General features: G+C 39.4%; 11 protein-coding genes. 2 read left to right on the top strand and 9 right to left on the bottom strand.

The features are described 5' to 3' along the window. Nucleotides 1-5: 5 nt before the first annotated feature. The 8 genes from PQ456_RS01320 to PQ456_RS01285 all read right to left on the bottom strand — a co-directional run bounded on the left by PQ456_RS01320 (nt 6) and on the right by PQ456_RS01285 (nt 14,226). Nucleotides 6-1,490: an RHS repeat-associated core domain-containing protein gene (locus PQ456_RS01320; protein WP_475722978.1), complete on the bottom strand. Its 1,485-nt coding sequence runs from the start codon at nt 1,488-1,490 to the stop codon at nt 6-8. A gap of 151 nt (nt 1,491-1,641) precedes the next feature. Continuing rightward, nucleotides 1,642-2,010, bottom strand: a complete 369-nt coding sequence (locus tag PQ456_RS01315) for a hypothetical protein (protein WP_273614501.1) — start codon at nt 2,008-2,010, stop codon at nt 1,642-1,644. A gap of 14 nt (nt 2,011-2,024) precedes the next feature. Continuing rightward, nucleotides 2,025-4,739, bottom strand: coding sequence for an RHS repeat-associated core domain-containing protein (locus PQ456_RS01310; protein ID WP_273614500.1), 2,715 nt, complete (start codon nt 4,737-4,739; stop codon nt 2,025-2,027). A gap of 238 nt (nt 4,740-4,977) precedes the next feature. Beyond that, a complete protein-coding gene (locus tag PQ456_RS01305; RefSeq protein ID WP_273614499.1) occupies nt 4,978-6,078 on the bottom strand; it encodes a hypothetical protein in 1,101 nt (366 codons plus the stop codon). 510 nt (nt 6,079-6,588) lie between these two features. Beyond that, the gene (locus PQ456_RS01300; protein WP_273614498.1) at nt 6,589-7,176 is read right to left on the bottom strand and encodes a hypothetical protein; all 588 of its coding nucleotides are present in this window, start codon (nt 7,174-7,176) and stop codon (nt 6,589-6,591) included. 31 nt (nt 7,177-7,207) lie between these two features. Then, a complete protein-coding gene (locus PQ456_RS01295) occupies nt 7,208-7,993 on the bottom strand; it encodes a hypothetical protein (protein WP_273614497.1) in 786 nt (261 codons plus the stop codon). Between the two features lies 1 nt (nt 7,994). Continuing rightward, complete coding sequence (locus PQ456_RS01290) at nt 7,995-13,418, bottom strand: RHS repeat domain-containing protein (protein WP_273614496.1); 5,424 nt, start codon at nt 13,416-13,418, stop codon at nt 7,995-7,997. 16 nt (nt 13,419-13,434) lie between these two features. Next, nucleotides 13,435-14,226 carry a hypothetical protein gene (locus PQ456_RS01285; protein WP_273614495.1) on the bottom strand — a complete coding sequence of 264 codons (792 nt, stop codon included), beginning with the start codon at nt 14,224-14,226 and terminating at the stop codon, nt 13,435-13,437. Nucleotides 14,227-14,610: 384 nt separating this feature from the next. Between PQ456_RS01285 and PQ456_RS01280 the strand changes: the two genes are divergently transcribed. Then, nucleotides 14,611-16,026, top strand: coding sequence for a family 43 glycosylhydrolase (locus tag PQ456_RS01280; protein ID WP_273614494.1), 1,416 nt, complete (start codon nt 14,611-14,613; stop codon nt 16,024-16,026). A 227-nt stretch (nt 16,027-16,253) separates the two neighbouring features. Beyond that, nucleotides 16,254-17,990 carry a glycoside hydrolase family 13 protein gene (locus PQ456_RS01275; RefSeq protein ID WP_273614493.1) on the top strand — a complete coding sequence of 579 codons (1,737 nt, stop codon included), beginning with the start codon at nt 16,254-16,256 and terminating at the stop codon, nt 17,988-17,990. Nucleotides 17,991-18,077: 87 nt separating this feature from the next. Here PQ456_RS01275 and PQ456_RS01270 read toward each other — a convergent pair whose 3' ends face one another. Beyond that, complete coding sequence (locus PQ456_RS01270; protein WP_273614492.1) at nt 18,078-19,319, bottom strand: DUF445 domain-containing protein; 1,242 nt, start codon at nt 19,317-19,319, stop codon at nt 18,078-18,080. Nucleotides 19,320-19,352 lie beyond the last annotated feature (33 nt).

Genomic DNA, 19,352 nt, shown 5'->3' with positions numbered 1-19,352 from the left:
CCTTACTAATCTTGAAATTTTTTAGGTTGAATTCCTACTACAGATTTGGATTCAGGATTTACATAGACTTTAGTTCCAGTATGAGGATTTGTATACAATACACTTCCAGGTGCCGCAGGCATTGATTGATTTTCTAATGCTCCTACAATATCATCTGGCATTATATCTTTTCGACCGGATTTGAATAGACTATTATATGCATGCTGATTCAGCTGAAATTTATTATCACCTACAGTAAAACCATTTTCTACCCATTCATCAAATGCAGGTCTTCTCAATGCCCTTAACTCTGCATTTCCATTTGCACTATATGTTCTACCTTTTCCACCACCTGGTCCGACACCGCCTACTCCTCCCATAGCCATTGTCGCAATATACTCTGCCAGTTCATATTCTTGATAACCACTAACTAACTGCTCTATCGCCCAGTCTGATTTCCCTGTGCTATTTCCATACGTACTTGTCTTTGTCGTTAAATCAAACAGGTAATTGTATGTGTTATCATCTACGAAATTCCCATAGACTTCAGTTACCTTCGCTTTATACTTCGAGTATAATGCATCGGACTTTGAATTCACCTTACTTCGAGCATCTTGCAATAAATTCCGTAATGCTCCATCATTATACGATTCTGTAACATGCCCTGTGGGATCGACATAGATTAACGGATTGTTATGAACGTACGTATATCCATTGATACTGTGCGGATTCGTAATCTGTCCTTCATAACTATCCTCATTCAAAAACCGTCCTTGACTCGGATCATAATATCTTGCTTTCAGATAATACAGTCCCGTCTCACTATCATAGGCTTCGCCTGCATATTTGAAGCTGTTCGCTACTGTCTCTTGTTGCTTAGCAATGTTCCCCCACTCATCATACCCATAGCTGTTCACTATCGCACCACTGGTATCGACCATCTGTACCACATCACCATGTCCGTTGAACAGGTAGTAGTCTTTACTTGCGGTCTGGTCTTTTTTCACCAGTACTCGATCGCCTCGGATATAGGTCGAAGAGTTGCCGTTGCTTGCTTTTTCAGATACCACTTGTCCACTACCGTTGTAGCCGTATTGGGTGGTCGCTGTGCCTGTTGTTTTCTGAGAACGGAGTCCGTCCGGTAAATAGTCAATCGTTGTTTTGGTACCATCAATGGTTGCGGCAATCAGTTTGTTATCCAGATCGTAGCTGTAACTGGATTCTTTGGTCGCTGATGCTTCCTGCGTGTCACTCATTGTTTTCCGGTTACCACGTAGATCGTAGGTGTAGCTTGCCGTACTTCCGTCGATTCGTTTCACCGTGGCTAGGCGGTTGAGCTTGTCATACGTGTAGGTGGACGTTTTCGCTTCCCCACCGTTGAGGCTTTCGCTTACGGTTAAAATATTGCCGCCACTACCGAAAATAGTTTTCGTTTGTAAGGTGTTGCCATTGGTTGCGGTTAGTGTCGCTACCGTGCGTTGACCTCGTTCGTCGTACTGGTAGTGGGTGATCTGTAGCTATTCGCTGTGTTTTTACCCGATGTATCTCCGCAATATTATGATTATATAATTTCTGTATTTACTTTCAACTTAATCAGTTCAAAGAAAAACCTTGAAGAAATTTATTCCTCAAAGTTTTTTCATGATATATTTGTATTTATCACTAAAAATCGACCGTAATATTCTTTGCGCCAATCAAACAACCAAACTCCTCTGAATAACCTTCTGGAATAAACTTGAAAATATAATGACCTTGTTCTACTTGAAACTGAGTATTTATATTATACGCCTCTTCACCTTCAAGAATAACCAATACATCCTTTGAAGTATCAGTTTGCCACTCCATAGGTAAGGATATAAAAAATACGTCTGTGAACTGAATCTCAATTTCATGTGGATAGGATAAGCTTTTCCCGCCACCAATAATGACCTCATTTTTTTCATATTTAACCACTTCAAAATCAAACCATAGATTATTTTTTAATTTACTATTAATATCTTTAACTAATAATAAGACATCATTTTTTTTCACAGAAATCACGTCCTTTACGGTAAATTAATATGCGTATCTGCTGCTGCTTTCGCATTATATTTATCACTCGTCGGTTTTAATGTACTTGTAGGATGCCAATTTCCGTTGGTATCAATATATTCCCACCCATATCCTTGACCTTTTGCATCTTGACCTTGCTGTCTACGTGCAACTCGATATATACTTCCTTCTTTTCCATACTGAGGATTAGCAGGATGAATCCTTACTTGATAATCGTACCCATCTTGAGACCAAGACTGTTTAAAGTTTGCAGGTGCGCTTGATAAATTTTGTTGTTTTAAAGCTTTAGATAAATAATCACTACTTCTGCCTTTACCAGCACCTCCTAATGCTCCTGCTCCTCCCATACCAAAACCTAAAGCGATATCACTATTTTTATCGTTCATTCCATTGGTAAAGAAATCATCTAATTGAGCAAGTGCCCATTTTACACTTCCTGGATTATTGGAATCAGTAGACATATTATACAAATAAGTGAATTGGTTACGTGTCATTTCTCCATTGTAAGATTGTCCATAAAATGAATATTTATAATTATCAATTAATTTGGTCAGCATATTTTGCTGAGTGTTCTGATTACTTCCACGCATATTAATTACGACTCGTGTATCTATGGCATTCGCTAAGTTATAATAACGAGCTTCGGAAGGACTTCCACCACTTCCACTCGCTTGATTATAGTGACCTGTGGGATCAACATAGATTAATGGATTATTATTTACATATCCATAAATATTAAGCGTCAACGGATTCGTGATCTGTCCCTCATAACTATCCTCATTCAAAAACCGTCCTTGACTCGGATCATAATATCTCGCTTTCAGATAATAAAGTCCCGTCTCACTATCATATGCTTCGCCTGCATATTTGAAACTGTTCGCTACCGTCTCCTGTTGCTTAGCAATATTTCCCCACTCGTCGTATCCGTAGCTGTTCACAATCGTTCCACTCGTATCGACCATCTGCACCACGTCACCGTGTCCATTGAACAGGTAATAGTAATCTTTGCTTGTCGTCTGGTCTTTTTTCACCAGTACCCGATCGCCACGGATATAGGTCGAAGTGTTGCCGTTGCTTGCTTTTTCAGATACCACTTGTCCACTACCGTTGTAGCCGTATTGAGTAGTGGTTGTGCCTGTTGTTTTCTGAGAACGGAGTCCATCCGGTAAATAGTCGATTGTGGTCTTCGTACCGTCAATCGTCGCTGCAATCAGCTTGTTATCCAGATCGTAGCTGTAACTGGATTCTTTGGTGGCTGATGCTTCCTGCGTATCACTCAGCGTTTTCCGGTTGCCACGTAGATCGTACGTGTAGCTGGCGGTGCTTCCGTCGATTCGTTTCACCGTTGCTAGGCGGTTGAGCTTGTCGTAAGTGTAGGTAGATGTTTTGGCTTCGCCACCATTGAGACTTTCACTCACCGTAAGGATATTGCCGTTGTTGTCATAAGTGTAACGGTAGGCAGACAAAGTACTGTTGCCTTTTGTATTGCTCATCTGACTCAAACGGTTGAGTGCATCGTAGGTAAAGCTTTCTTTGAGCACACTGCCATCGGCTAACGTTGGGAACGTAATTGCTTGTACCATCCCGAGTGGCGTATATTCGTAGTTTACATTATTCGCTTTGGCGGTGTTGCGTGTTTGTGCGCCGTTGGTCTGAATCTGGCTCAAACGAAGCTTATCGTAGCCATAGTTCGTGAAAAAGCTACTGCCGGACAAGCTGTTTTTCTGGTTGGTAATGCGGTCAAGCGTATCGTAAGCGACGTCCAGACGGGAACTGTATTGATTCGTTCCTGTGGAAGTCAGGCTGGTGATCCGGTCTTGTTTGTCGATCGTACTGGTCTGGGTAGCAGTTTTGGTACCGTTCAGATACAGTTCGTGTCGGTCGGTTAAGATATTACCGCCACTACCGAAAATGGTTTTCGTTTGTAAGGTATTGCCGTTGGTTGCAGTCAGTGTCGCTACCGTACGTTGACCTCGTTCGTCGTACTGGTAGTTGGTGATCGTTCCGTTACGATCTCGCATTTCTTCGACTAAGCCACGAGAGCTGTAGCTATTGGCTGTGTTTTTGCCTGACGTATCGGTTTTGTCGGTCAGTTGTCCGGCTTCGTTGTACGCTTTGGTGTATAATGTTTCGCTTTTGCCAGCAGAGTCGTTCACAGTGATCTTCGTCAGACCGCCTGTACCATCGTACGCATAACGAGTCGTCTGGTCGATCCCATCTTGCACCGCAGTCAGTCGGTTTAGAGCATCGTAGGAATAGTTGCTGGTGACTCCATTGCTGTTTTTCGTCTGGTTCGGATCGGTATAACTTAGGATGTTGCCTTGTAGATCATAGGTGTAGCTTTCTTGAATCGGTTGGCTTTGAGAAGCACCGTCTTTGAATGCAGTCGTTGTCGCTAGATTGCCGTAGACATCATAGGATTGTTCTACTGCATTGAGACGGATGCTACGGTTATCTGCATTTGCACGATAAGCGGATACATCGGCGGCGGCAATCGCAAAATGATTGTTTTTCCGCTGGGTCATATGGTTGGCTGTAATATACAGGTTGCCATATGGATCGGTCGCTTCCACTTGTTGCCCCCATGCGTCATAACTAGCGGTCTGCGTATTCCCTAGTGGATCGATCGCATAAATGGCGCGTCCTTGATCATCAGGATGATACTGAGAACGCGTCCAGCCGTTACTTTCGTTGTACGTCTTATCCACTCGCAAAAATCCAAATCCATCATAGTATGACGATTGACGACTCAGTACGGTAACCGCTCCTGTAGCCGTGTTGGTGTATTGACCAGTAGATTCGTTATATTAAAAACTTTATGTAATTTAGATAAAAATAAATAGAATAAAAGCCCCCTTGACCACACCAAGAGAGCTGTATAACATTTAGTAATCCGTTCCATGAATTAATGGCTTTATAAATTCTGCTACTTGTAAAATAATTGGACTAACCAAAAGAAGGTACGAAGCCCATATAACCATTGTTTTTCTCATTTTTCTTAACCTCCTCACTTAATCTTTTGAGTTTAATTTCCTGATTTTTATTTAAAAAGGATCTATGGGGTTCAATACACGACAAACCACTAATTATTCCTTCTTTATCATTAAACACTAAACATAGCTCTAATGATTGTAAAATGTATGAAATTCCTTCTCTGATGTTCTGATGACGCATACAGTAAATCCCAAACTTATAGAAAAAAATAGAATATCTGCGATAATGATAAATGTCTTGAATCAAGCCTGATTGTGCATCATTCAAAGATTGCATAGTAATGCTTATATGTTGAAACTGTTCGATCTCAATTTTAAATTCATCCAACCATTCTTGAATATTCCAACTATATTGATTAGACGATTCTAATAGCGTATTTAGCCCTTCTATGATCTCGTTTGGGTTCTGTTTCAGATATTTTATATATTCTGGGATCGAGGTAAAATTACCCAATTTAATAGAGAGACTTAGAGAATTAGCATGAGCAAACTTTTGGAAATTGATGACTACTTTTTGTCCTTCTTTATTTAGTCCTTCAAACCAACTTAAATCCTGATAATGTGGAATACATTCTTGGGATTCCTCAAATAAATTTTGACTATCATAAACGGCATGTTTCCATAAAAAACTCATTCCGTAATAATAAACTAATGGTCTGAATAAATTTGTCTCATCCGAATATGGATTACTGTACATGGCTTGAGTCAATTGGAACAACTCTTCAATATAATTCATAGTTTCATCCCATTTAGATTGAGCAAAATAGATTTTTATTAAAAGAAGCAAACTATCTAGTGCATAAGCTTCAGGTAAACGAGTTCGATAACTTGCAAAACGAATAGCTATTTCTTCTAGATTCTGTTTATCATACTGCTGAATTTTGAGTATCCGGTAGTGACTAATCGCCAACCGTTCTGATAAATGATCTTTTTCACTTTCAATCACACATTCATATAGTAATAAAGCGGCTTGATCGTATCCTTCTTTGAGCATCTGTTCAGCAGTTAGAAAGATTTCTGGAATATGGTGCAAATTCTCTGACAAGTCTTTCATTCATTGAATGATATCATCGAATCGTTGCAACGCGGCACAGCGCATCAGAAAAGGACGCAATCGACGCCAATTTCCCTGTTTATGAAAATATTCTTCTCTATACAGAGAATATAACGTTCCTTCAGGTAACTGGAATACTTTGGTGATTTGATCATATTGATGTAGTGACAGTAATTTAGGAGGATACTCATTCATTACTCTGCTCAGAATGCCCCGATTAATCCCTGTACGTTGAGAAAACTGATATATATTAATCTTTTCTTGATCTAGATATCCCTGAATACGTTGTTGAATGCTATCTTTATTTTTTATGCTAACCACCTCCTCACTACAGAGCTTTTCTATGTATACTCCGTTTAATTTCAGAAAGATTTTAACACAGAAAAAGCACTTTCGATATCTATTTTTATGTTTTTCATAAATTGGAATCTCAATTGCCAAAAAAATAAAAAAGCTAGCTATTGTCTTTAGAAGACAACAGCTAGCTGACTAAATAAAATCATTAATTTTTTAAGATAATTTCTCAATTTCTAAATATACTCCATTTGTAGAAATAACAGCGCGATTAGGTGTGACAGAATCAATATAAATATATCCTAAACTCCAAGGGTTTTCATATTGCTCATCTTTATAGACCTCAATCATATGAACTGTCCCATCATGGAATCCAAGCTCTGTTAATTTCGCCATATCATCAGCTTCAAACTCTTCCTTGCTTATAATATTTTGAACATATTGAGGATCTTTAAGCATTGGAGTTGTGTCTTGGTCGGATTCGGTTAAAATCGATTGCCATACTTTGCTATTCGTTTTAATGTAATCGTTTGTAAAATCAAATTCAGAATGAACTAAGTTTTCAGCACTTTCTTTAGACATTGTCATAATCCATGAATATTTTATAATTTTTGAGATTTTCCAATGACCTAGAAGATAATTTTGAATAAATTCATCGTTTTTCATATCCTTCACATCCTCACTAGTATCTGTATGCTCTATAATTTCTTTGTTTTGTAAAATAGTTGTACTTCCATTGGAACAACTCCAAGTATTTAAAAACAATGAAAAAATAACCAAATGACTAATCCATAATTTTTTCAATCGAATACTCCTTTCGATCTAAATTATTCTCTTACTCTAAATATAGTTTTCTTAATCGTTTTACTAACTCATCTCGATCAATATAATTCCGAAAATCAAATTGTATTTTACGAGCCTCTAACGTATCGTAATCTTCTAGATTTTCAAATAACTTTACAAAAATCGTTTCGTTCTCTAAAACTTCAATAGCAAATGCATTAGGATAAGACTGTAAACGACTTTGAGAAATAAATTCAAAATATTTTTGACCAAATATCATAATCCATGTTGAACCAAACCAGATATCATCTATATAATTAGCGTATCCAGGTAAAGACTTAGGATCAATGGTTGACATGGTTTGAGAAAATGGCTTCAACTCCAAATTTTCTAAAGATTTACCTGCCGATTCATAGCGATCAGGATCAAGATTCATTTGCCAAAAATAATCGCCTTTAGGATAGATACAAGCAACAATCGCTTTATTATCGTTTTCAAAAAAAGTTTTAGTGTATTCAATCCATGCTGTTACAGAAGCATTAGGATCTACTACATCTATGATAATACTTGAATTATTTTTTCCTTTACCAAACATAATTTTATTTTGATTATTATCCATGAATTTGATAAATACAGGTGGTTTTTTAGACCATTCTTTGATAAAGAATGTATGAAATAAGTCTTTATCCCAAGCAATAGGATTTACAAATTTGCGATCTTCAATTAAAAAAGAAGATACTTCGAATGATGGAGCTTCTTCTAACCATTTTAGAATACTCTCTTCGAATACAAATTCGTTTTTTATTACAATTCGAATGCTACAACTTTTAATTTCCATATTAAAACTCCCTTATAAATACTTTTGTGTCTCCAGCTTTTTGTAGTAGGCCTTCTAGATCGACTTTATCACTATAGCCTTTTGGAACTCGTACATCTAAAGTTCTTCTATCTTGACTTACTTGCTCTCCTGCAATAGTAATATTTGCAGATTTTAATGTTTTTAGATCTTCTGATATTTTATTGAATAACTCTCCACTAGTAAATAATCTTGCATCTATTGTTTTTAGACTTACAACCTGACGATCATTGGAAGTAAAATCAATTATAGGAAAGTATCCTCCTTTGGTTTTTCCAATATTGTACCAATATTTATAATCATATTCTGCTAGAATTGCTTCAATCATTTCTCCACGTTGTGTTGGAGAAAGTTTATCCCAAACGTACTTAGATGTATCATTTTTAGCTCCCTCTTCAACGATTGCACTTGCAATTTCTCCAAATATATTTATTCTTTTAGCCTTACTTTTCACTTCGTTAGCACGTTTTTTTAATCTTTCCCAATATGTCGGATCTTGTAATACTTCTTTTTTTGGCTTAGCTGGCTCATTTAAGGTTCCAGGATTTACTTCAAAATTTGAATTACCCGTAGGATCAATGTAACGCAAAGGATTATTACTTACATATCCATAAATATTTAGTGTCAACGGATTCGTAATCTGACCTTCCACTGAATCCTCATTCAAAAACCGTCCTTGACTCGGATCATAATATCTTGCTTTCAGATAATACAGTCCCGTCTCACTATCATACGCTTCGCCTGCATATTTGAAGCTGTTCGCTACCGTCTCTTGTTGCTTAGCAATGTTCCCCCACTCATCATACCGGTAGCTGTTCACAATCGCACCACTGGTATCAACCATCTGCACCACATCACCATGTCCGTTGAACAGGTAATAGTAGTCTTTACTTGCACTCTGGTCTTTTTTCACCAGTACTCGATCGCCTCGGATATAGGTCGAAGAGTTGCCGTTGCTTGCTTTTTCAGATACCACTTGTCCACTACCGTTGTAGCCGTATTGGGTGGTCGCTGTGCCTGTTGTTTTCTGAGAACGGAGTCCGTCCGGTAAATAATCAATCGTTGTTTTGGTACCATCAATGGTTGCGGCAATCAGCTTGTTATCCAGATCATAGCTATAGCTGGATTCTTTGGTCGCTGTCGCTTCCTGCGTGTCACTCAGCGTTTTCCGGTTACCACGTAGATCGTACGTGTAGCTGGCGGTGCTTCCATCAATTCGTTTCACTGTGGCTAGGCGGTTGAGCTTGTCGTAGGTATAGGTGGATGTTTTGGCTTCGCCACCGTTTAGACTTTCACTCACCGTAAGGATATTGCCGTTGTTGTCGTATGTGTAGCTATAAGCAGACAACGTGTTACTGCCTTTCGTATTGCTCATCTGGCTCAAACGGTTCAAAGCATCATAGGTAAAGCTTTCTTTCAATACACTTCCATCCGCTAACGTTGGGAACGTGATTGCTTGTACCATCCCGAGTGGCGTGTATTCGTAGTTTACATTATTGGCTTTGGCGGTGTTGCGTGTTTGTGCGCCATTGGTCTGAATCTGGCTCAAACGAAGCTTATCGTAGCCATAGTTGGTGAAAAAGCTACTACCGGACAAGCTGTTCTTTTGATTGGTAATGCGGTCAAGCGTATCGTAAGCGACGTCCAGACGGGAACTGTATTGGTTCGTGCCTGTGGAAGTTAGGCTGGTGATCCGGTCTTGTTTGTCGATTGTACTGGTCTGAGTAGCCGTCTTGGTGCCGTTCAGATACAGTTCGTGTCGGTCGGTTAGGATGTTACCTCCACTACCGAAAATAGTTTTCGTTTGTAAGGTATTGCCGTTGGTTGCGGTTAGTGTCGCTACCGTACGTTGACCTCGTTCGTCGTACTGGTAGTTGGTTATTGTTCCGTTGCGATCTCGCATTTCTTCGACTAAGCCACGAGAGCTGTAGCTATTGGCTGTGTTTTTGCCTGACGTATCGGTTTTGTCGGTCAATTGTCCAGCTTCGTTGTAGGCTTTGGTGTATAATGTTTCGCTTTTGCCAGCAGAGTCGTTCACAGTGATCTTCGTTAGCCCGCCTGTACCGTCGTACGCATAACGAGTCGTCTGGTCGATCCCATCTTGCACAGCCGTGAGTCGGTTCAGAGCATCGTAGGAATAGTTGCTGGTGACTCCATTGCTGTTTTTCGTCTGGTTCGGATCGGTATAACTTAGGATGTTGCCTTGTAGATCATAAGTGTAGCTTTCTTGAATCGGCTGGCTTTGAGAAGCGCCGTCTTTGAATGCAGTTGTCGTCGCTAGATTGCCGTAGACATCATAAGATTGTTCCACTGCATTGAGACGGATACTACGGTTATCTGCATTCGCACGATAAGCGGATATATCGGCGGCGGCAATCGCAAAATGATTGTTTTTCCGCTGGGTCATATGGTTGGACGTAATATACAGGTTGCCATATGGATCGGTCGCTTCGGCTTGTTGTCCCCATGCGTCATAACTAGCGGTCTGCGTATTCCCTAGTGGATCGATCGCATAAATGGCGCGTCCTTGATCATCAGGATGATACTGAGAACGCGTCCAGCCGTTACTTTCGTTGTACGTCTCATCCACTCGCAAAAATCCAAATCCATCATAGTACGATGATTGACGACTCAGTACGGTAACGGCTCCTGTAGCCGTGTTGGTGTATTGACGAATCGCATCGACACGCATCGTTAAGATGCCTGCATTGGTGCTATCGGCTTCTGTGCTATACGCACGATTGGTATAGCCATATTGATCTTCTACCGCATAGGTGGTTCCATCCAAGTTGGTGATAGATGGCGAAACGATTTTGACCGGACGACCTAGCGCATCGTATGTTGTGATCGTGGCTTTGCCGTTGCTGTCGATTTGTTGGGTAGGTAAGCCTGTACCCATATCGTACTTCGTTTGTTGACGAATCACTTGTGTATTTTTGCTACCATCTTTGGCTGTATTGGTTATGCTTTGTGTCTGCTCTGTCGGATAAGCATAGTTCGTCGCTTCTCCGTACGCTGTTGTGGTGGTAGATGTTACTCCTGAACGGACAGGTTTGGATACGATCACCTTTTGAATCTGATGAGCATTCAAAGGGGAAGCTTCGTAACTATACGTTGTCGTTTCACCAGCAGCATTCGTTATACTTTGTGGTCGACCGTCTGCGGTGTAGGTGTACTTTTCACTCACAGGTTTGTTAGCATCTTGGTACCATGACTTGCTGGTTAATAATTTATATTGATCTTGATACGTATAATTTACGGTATGTTGTGCTTTAGTCGTAGCATTATTGAAATCACTATCTGTCAAAGCATCTGTCTGACTTTGAATTTCGCCCCAATCAGTATATTTATTTTCACTTGTACGAGTAATCGTTCCATCTGCATCTTGTTGGATAGTTTGAGTTTTGGTTGGATTATAGTAATAAGTTGCATCAAAGACTAGATTATTAGATACAATAGATTCGCCTTTTGAAGAACGCTTTTCTGTAGACTGTACTAAATGATCTCCACTATATGTCGTAGTATTTGTAAAGTCTCCAGATAATGTATTGCTACGAATATGGGCTGTTTGTGAATAGCGGTAAGCAAGTTGTTCCGGGCTACCATTCCCATACCGATTAGGGAAATTTGTATAGTCACCCACATACGTATAATCTATACGATTTACTGTATCTGATCCATTCCCATCAGATTTAAGTAACTGATCTGATCTTGAGTTGATTCTATACTCAATCGAATCTCCCTTTTTACCACGCATAACCGTCTCATAACTATAATGAGTTATCGAACGTGGATAATTAACTTGATTTAATAAAAAGTAAGGTTCCTCTGCATATTTTTTCGTACTTTTGAAACGAAATGATGCTATAACATTACTATATTGAAATGACTGTTTCTCTTGCAGGTTATTAGTAATACTTTGAAGTAATGGAACATATCCATCTGAGACTCCATCCTTAAATATCTGTACTCTGCTTTTAGTATATACTACTCTTTGCGTTGCTTGACCTTGAAGATTATATACGGTGACTGCAATATTTTCTCCTTGAAATTCAGAACCTTGATTTAAAGTAGTCTCATAATCAAAAGTTACTTTCCGACCCAAAGTATCTGTGATAGAAGATAAAACATAGCCAGGAGAATCACCATTCACAGTGCGAGATTGATAGTTGTATTTGATCGTATTCCCGTATCGATCTGTTTCTCCTATCAACATACCTTCTGCACTAAAATATTCTTTTTTACCATCAATATGCTCAACATAATAATAAGATTTGTATTGACCATTTGTAAAAGCACGCTCTGGATCTAAAACAAAACGTAAATGAGTACCACTTTCAGCTTTAATGTCTACATAACTATTGGACATAAAATGAGCTACATAACTTGCTCCATTACTTGAATGATAAACCATTCTTGAGCTGTTCCCATTAATATCCGCCCCTTCAATAGATGGAAATTGAAAAGACCATCCCATTCCTAGATCGTTTCTAGCATAGCTAAAACTTCGCTTATACATTTTGGCAGAAAGTGTATCCGAAGCTCCACGTGTATATGGAGAAGTATCCATAGAATCATAACGGATACCTATATTCAAATCCAAACCATCTCGACCAGGTAATGCGATCTGAGTAGATTTCCAACTAAGACTACCTGTAGAAGTACTAATATCTTCAGCATCTACTGCATGATCTGCATACTCTTGCTTGCCTAAATCTTGAATATTTTGATTCTCTGTAACATCTCCAATAGCACTCGCAATTTTGGCAGATAGAGTCATATTAGAAGCAGTACTCGTATTTGCTTGTAGCTTAGGCTGTTGGACATGATACTGTTCTTCATCAGAAGAATATACATCTTCATTTACATTCGGCATTAAAGTTTCTGTATTTTTTGAAGAGTAGGATTGCTCCATTTGCTCCCACGTTTTATTTTCTTCGTGGTGCCTATTCCACAAATCAATAGGTTCTATTCCTGTTAATCGATATAAGTATTCAATCCAATAGACATCAACAGGTTCTGCACCTATATCCATCACTTCATACACTTGTTCTAAGCTCATTTCACTTGGCACTTCTGTAGTTGATGCTTTTAAAGAACGAGAAAAAGCAGAAAAACTTTGCATTTGAGGTTGTTGAATTTCGCTTAGTTTAGATTTGATTTCTTTCAATTCAGGATCTGCTTCTTGATAAACATCTCCATATACATTTTTGGCTACCGTTGTCCATTGATCCGGTTTTAATTTTATCTCACCAATTGTTTTACTAGGTGGTTTAACTGAAAGCAATGATTTGTTAAGATTGGTAGACTTTGTAGTAGCTCCATACGCAGGACTAACTACAGTTGTTAATAACAGGACAAGTGCTACAACGAACATAATATATTTTTGAGTAACTTGATTGATCATTTTCGATATATTCCCCTTATCTATTCAAATAAACAGTCAATACTTGATTTATGGTGGTCTTCTCGCCTTTTTGATTTACAATAACCACTTTAATCTTATGATCGAAAGAATCTGCGATAATCTTCATTTTTCCTGTTACTTTATCTTTTTCCTTATGTGGCAGGCCTTTAGTTACAATTTCGATTCCTTGCTGATCAAAGCCGGCTAATGGATTATTGTAATCAGGATATGCTTGATTTACATCCGAACGTGCACTTCCCATATTTGCTCTTCCTACGTCCACACCATCTACATGAATTTGAACTTGAGCAATACCTATAGGATCTAAATACCATCCCTTGATTTGAATAGTTGCTGTTGCTTGCTGATAAATGACTCTATGAAGTTTCGAGCGGATAGGTAAGTCTTGTTTACTAGGTATAGATAAGGGTGGCGGTGTAATAGAAGGATCTAAAAGAGAGGTATCTGTTCCATTTTCAGCTATGGATGGTGTATCAAATGATTCGGTTGACACATTTGTAGATACAGAAGTGGCTTTAGCAATAGTTCCTGCTGGATTGACTTTACTGCTGTAATCCCCTTTTTCCACGTGCTTGCGTAATAGATTTCCATTGGTATCGTACGTAAATGTGGTCTTCTCGGTCGTGGTATACGTAGTGGAGAGTCTTCCATTGATATCGTACTCATAGATTTTACTGGCGGCTGCCCATGTTGTGGACGCGAATGATAACGTGAGACTGCTGATTAATAGTGCGGATAGAGCTATTTTCCGAATCCTATGTATCGGAGTAGTATTGTGCTTATTCATGTGTTTCTACGTTTCCCCTTTAATCGTCTCGCTTCTGCGATAAAGCTTGAGACTGATATGATATTTTATTGTCCAGACAGCAAGTTAGCATTGTACAGCATTTAACGTATATTGTTGTATATTGAAATGGTGCAATTTAGACTACCCTCCTTCTCTTTTCTATTATAGAATATGTTACCAAAATAGATTATAACCACCATTCGCAATCTTTAGCTACTGTATTTTTATGTCAACATTTCGCTATTATTTTATTGTAAACGCTTACAAAAATATCTAAAATAAACTTGAAGTCTCGCTTCTTTTGCTATCGAGGCTATCTTAGAATGACCGAAGGAGGTTTTTATTATTTTACAAATCTCTTGGCAATTCTCACGCAAAACCGTTATGTTGTGGCTGAGTCTGGCACTTGTTATCACTGGAATCGGTATTGGGGGAACGTCTACTCAGGCTGCAAGTGTTACGATTACCAATGGTGGCAACTGGACAGACATCGCAGGGAACCCGATTCAAGCGAACAGTGGTAATATTCTCAAAGTCGGTTCTACATATTACTGGTACGGTGAACATGCGACCAATGGTACTTTTGATAAAGTAAATGTGTATACCTCTACCGATCTCAAAAATTGGAAGTTTGGTAATAGTATCCTCACCAAAAATTCCGCAACCGAACTCAATACTAGCAAAATTGAACGCCCCAAAGTCATCTACAACGCAACAACCAAAAAGTATATTCTATGGGCACACTATGAAAATGGTAGTGATTACTCACTAGCTCGTGTAGCTGTCGCCACTAGCGATACACCGGATGGCAATTTTACGTATAAAGGAAGCTTTCGTCCACTTGATTATGAATCCCGTGATATGACGGTATTTGTAGATACAGATAACAAAGCTTATCTAATTACAGCATCCCGTCAAAATAATGGCGGTGCCAACAACTCAATGGCCATCTTCCGCCTAACTGATGATTATACAGGAGTGGCTTCTTTTGTAGGCTGGGTGTTCGAAGGTGCTTACCGGGAAGCGCCTGCGGTTGTGAAAAAAGGAAGCAAATATTATCTATTTACTTCTCAGGCTTCGGGCTGGTATCCGAATCAAGGCAGTTATGCAACGTCTTCTTCGATAACAGGAACATGGTCGGCGCTGTCTCCTTTTGGCGATCCTTCTGCGTATGCCACACAGATTCATTCGATTGCAACGATTACAGGTAGCGCAGGTACAAGCTATATTTATATGGGGGATCGCTGGAATCCACTAAACTTAAGTGACCATAAGTTTATCTGGTTGCCTTTGACATTAAATGATAGCAACAGTACAGCGACACTCAACTGGTATAGTAGTTGGAATATGGATGCCGCTACAGGTACAGTGACTCTGCCTGCTCTGACGAATCATGCTCTAGGCAAGCCTGCTACAGCGATCTCGACCGCTTCTTCTTCTGCAACTACCAATGCCAATGATGGTAATGCTCAGACGTCTTGGGCAGCATCTTCGGCCACATGGCCTGCTTGGTGGCAAGTCGATCTAGGGTCTGCCAAAAAGATCAGCGAAGTCGATATCTCCTGGTTTATGTACAAAGGTTCTGAAGCTTATTACAAATACAAAATCGAGTACAGTACCGATGGTGTAAATTACACTACGATCGACCGCACCACCAATACAACCTATGGATTTACAACAGATGCGGTTTCATTCACTGCTCGTTATGTACGAATTAATATGGTCAATGCTGTACTCCATAACAATCCAAATAATTGGTATACGCCTACTTTACATGAAGTACGCTTGATGGGTAATTAACAATAATAGATGTATAACAAAGAACCTCTCTTACGCCAATCGTGCGGAGAGAGGTTTTGCTTTTCTACGATGTAGTGATATAGAAGTAATAATACAAATATACATATAAAGAATACTTTCTACTCAAACCGTTATTTCTTTTAGACCGCCTGCGATTGTTGTTATGTTTGAAAGGGTAATACTCAGTAAGTAACTGCCTATGTTACAACAGAACAGGAGACCGACAAATGAAGACGATTATGAAGCCAGAATTCTGGAAAGAAAGTGTTGTTTACGAAATTTATCCTCGTAGCTTTATGGATAGCAATAATGATGGAATTGGCGATATTCCCGGAATTCGGTCGAAGCTGGATTACTTACAACAACTTGGAGTAGATATATTATGGCTCACTCCTGTTTATGTTTCTCCTAATGCTGATTATGGATACGATATTCAAGAACACCGAGAGATACAGCCGGAATACGGCACGATGGACGATTGGAAAACATTACTGCAAGAGGTACATGATCGTGGCATGAAGTTAATTATGGATCTGGTTGTCAATCATACTTCAGATCAACATCCATGGTTTCAAGAAGCTCTTTCTTCCAAAGATAACCCTTATCGCGATTACTACATTTGGCGTGCTCCCAAAGAAGATGGGTCTGAACCGAATAACTGGCTTTCTTATGTCGGCGATTCGATGTGGAAATTAGACAAAAACTCCAATGAATATTATTTACATTCGTATAGTGAAAAACAACCTGATCTAAACTGGGAAAATCCTAAAGTACGTCAAGAAATGCAAGACATGATGCGCTTTTGGCTAGACTTGGGGATCGATGGTTACCGGATTGATGCTGTAAATATGATCTCCAAAGATACAAGCTTTCCAGACGCCCCACCATCTAACAAATTACAAGGAAATGCTGAAGAATTTTATAAAAATGGACCACGTATACATGAGTACTTGCATGAGCTATATACTGAAGTCTTTTCAAATTATAAAATGTTTACCGCAGGCGAAGCTTCTAGTGTATCGATCGAAGACGTCAAATTATATACCAACCCTGAACGTGAAGAAATGAATATGGTATTAATGATCGAAGCGTCCAAAGTCTGTGATGCAGATGACGATATGTGGCAAAGCAAAGAATGGTCACTGCATGATCTCAAAGAAATTATCGCCAAATGGGAAGAAGATATTTACGGACAAGGTTGGATGGGAATCTATCTCAGTAACCATGATCACCCTCGCCTAGTCTCCTATCTAGGGCATGAAGGAGAATACCGCGCAGACTCTGCCAAAATGCTAGCGATGTTCTTGCTCACTTTACGTGGTACACCTTATATTTATCAAGGTGATGAGATCGGTATGACCAATGCCGAACATATGAAAACGATCGAAGATGTGAAAGAACAACAAGCTCAAGGATATTACAAACAAATGGTAGACGATAAAGGCGAAGATCCTGAAGTTATTATGGAGCGTATTCGTGCCAAAGCTCGGGATAATGCACGTACCCCGATGCAATGGGATGATAGTGAACATGCTGGCTTCTCGACTGCTGAACCGTGGATACCTGCTCATTCAAACAAAAGTGAAATCAATGTTGCCCAGCAACTTGAAGATCCAGACTCGGTCTTTCATTTTTACCGTCAATTGATTGACATTCGCAAACAAAGTTCTGCATTAATCTATGGTAAATACGCTTGTGAACTTTCAGATGATCCGTATATTTTCGCGTATACTCGTGAGTGGAACGATGAGCACTGGTTGATTATTCTTAACTTCTCCAAATCATCGACAGAGCTTCAACTACCCGATCAACTGGTAGAACGTATTGAGCAATCCGAACTCATCATCGCTACACATGGAGAACATTCTGAAGAAATCGCACAGCTACTAAAATCTGCGCAAAAAGCAACACTACATCCTTACGAATCATTAGCTTTCCGCGGTCTGTCGATTTTAGATCAATAAGATTTGGGATCAGTTAAAAAATAATTAAGAAAAAAGGTATCTTCTACTGTATATAACAGCGAAGATACCTTTTTTTGGGGGTATAGATCAAATCAATTGAATCAGTGATAATACAATACCGACTAAGAAACCGCAGACAGCACCATTGACACGAATCCACTGTAAATCTTGTCCTACTTTTTCTTCTAACATATAGACAAGTGGCGCATCGTCCATTCGGTCTAAGTTTTCTTTGACCAAAATTCCGATACGATAATGGTTTTTCTCTACTGTACGAATGATGCCTTGTAGCAAACGATCTTCCCATACAGCAACTTTTTGCGGGTCTTTGCCAAGATCACGAATAATCGAACGATAGATCGCAAATACATGACGACCACCGCCATCTCGTTCTTGCTCTAACATAGATACCAATAGACGACGCAATTCTTCCAGACGCTCGATCATAAATGTATTTGCAAATTCGCCTTGTATTAGCTCTGCTGTCCAGTCTTTGATCTTCATCCAGTTATCTTCTTCATCAACAACCTGGAACATCTGGATACGTAGTTCGCGGATAATTGCTTCGCGGTATTCGCTATCTTTTTCCTGCAATTTACCTACACCGGAAATAATCATATTTTGCAAAATACTACCCAGACTCTCTTCATTCATCATGCCTGCAAAAGCTTGAAAAGCAAATCCTTTTAGTCCGCCCATATTCACATTTGCTAATTGTTCGTGAGCAATTTTACCCATCGTATCACGACTTTGTGGACGTGCTGCCCATGTTCTTACTTCTTTTAAAATATGGTCTAATGCTTTCTCATCATAACGCTCGTTAAGTGCATTCGTTAACACCGTTGTCGCAGCCGATTGCAAATCTGCTTTTTGCGTATAATTTGCTAATCCTTTACCGATAAAAGCAGCAACCGGTTCAAGAGGCAACCGTTCGATCGGTGGAATCATCATATTTAATAACTCACGCCGTATTTTCTTTTTGCCCAATTGACGGGTCAACATAGAAAGTGCAAACGGAAAAATACGGAATTGACGCAATTTATTTTCGATACTTTCTTTGTTTAACAGTTCATTCTCCATCGCCGAGATCAAAGAACGGATAATCTTATCCCGATTACGAGTTAAAAGTGATGTATGCGGAATCGGAATACCGAGTGGATGACGAAATAGAGCAGTCACCGCAAACCAGTCTGCGATCCCTCCGACAAGACCGGCTTCAAAACCGCCTTGAATAATTAACAATAGCGTTGTTTTTGGAAAAAACAGAGTGGCTATAAATCCAAGCGCCATAATCGCTAAAGATCCACCCGCCAAATATTTTGATTTCATAACTTTCCTCCTCTTGATGGTGACAGCGCATGA

It is taken from the genome of Paenibacillus kyungheensis (assembly GCF_028606985.1).
Classification (GTDB): Bacteria; Bacillota; Bacilli; order Paenibacillales; family Paenibacillaceae; genus Saccharibacillus; species Saccharibacillus kyungheensis.
Note: the sequence above shows the minus strand (reverse complement) of the source record. Positions and strands in the feature narration are given on the sequence as shown.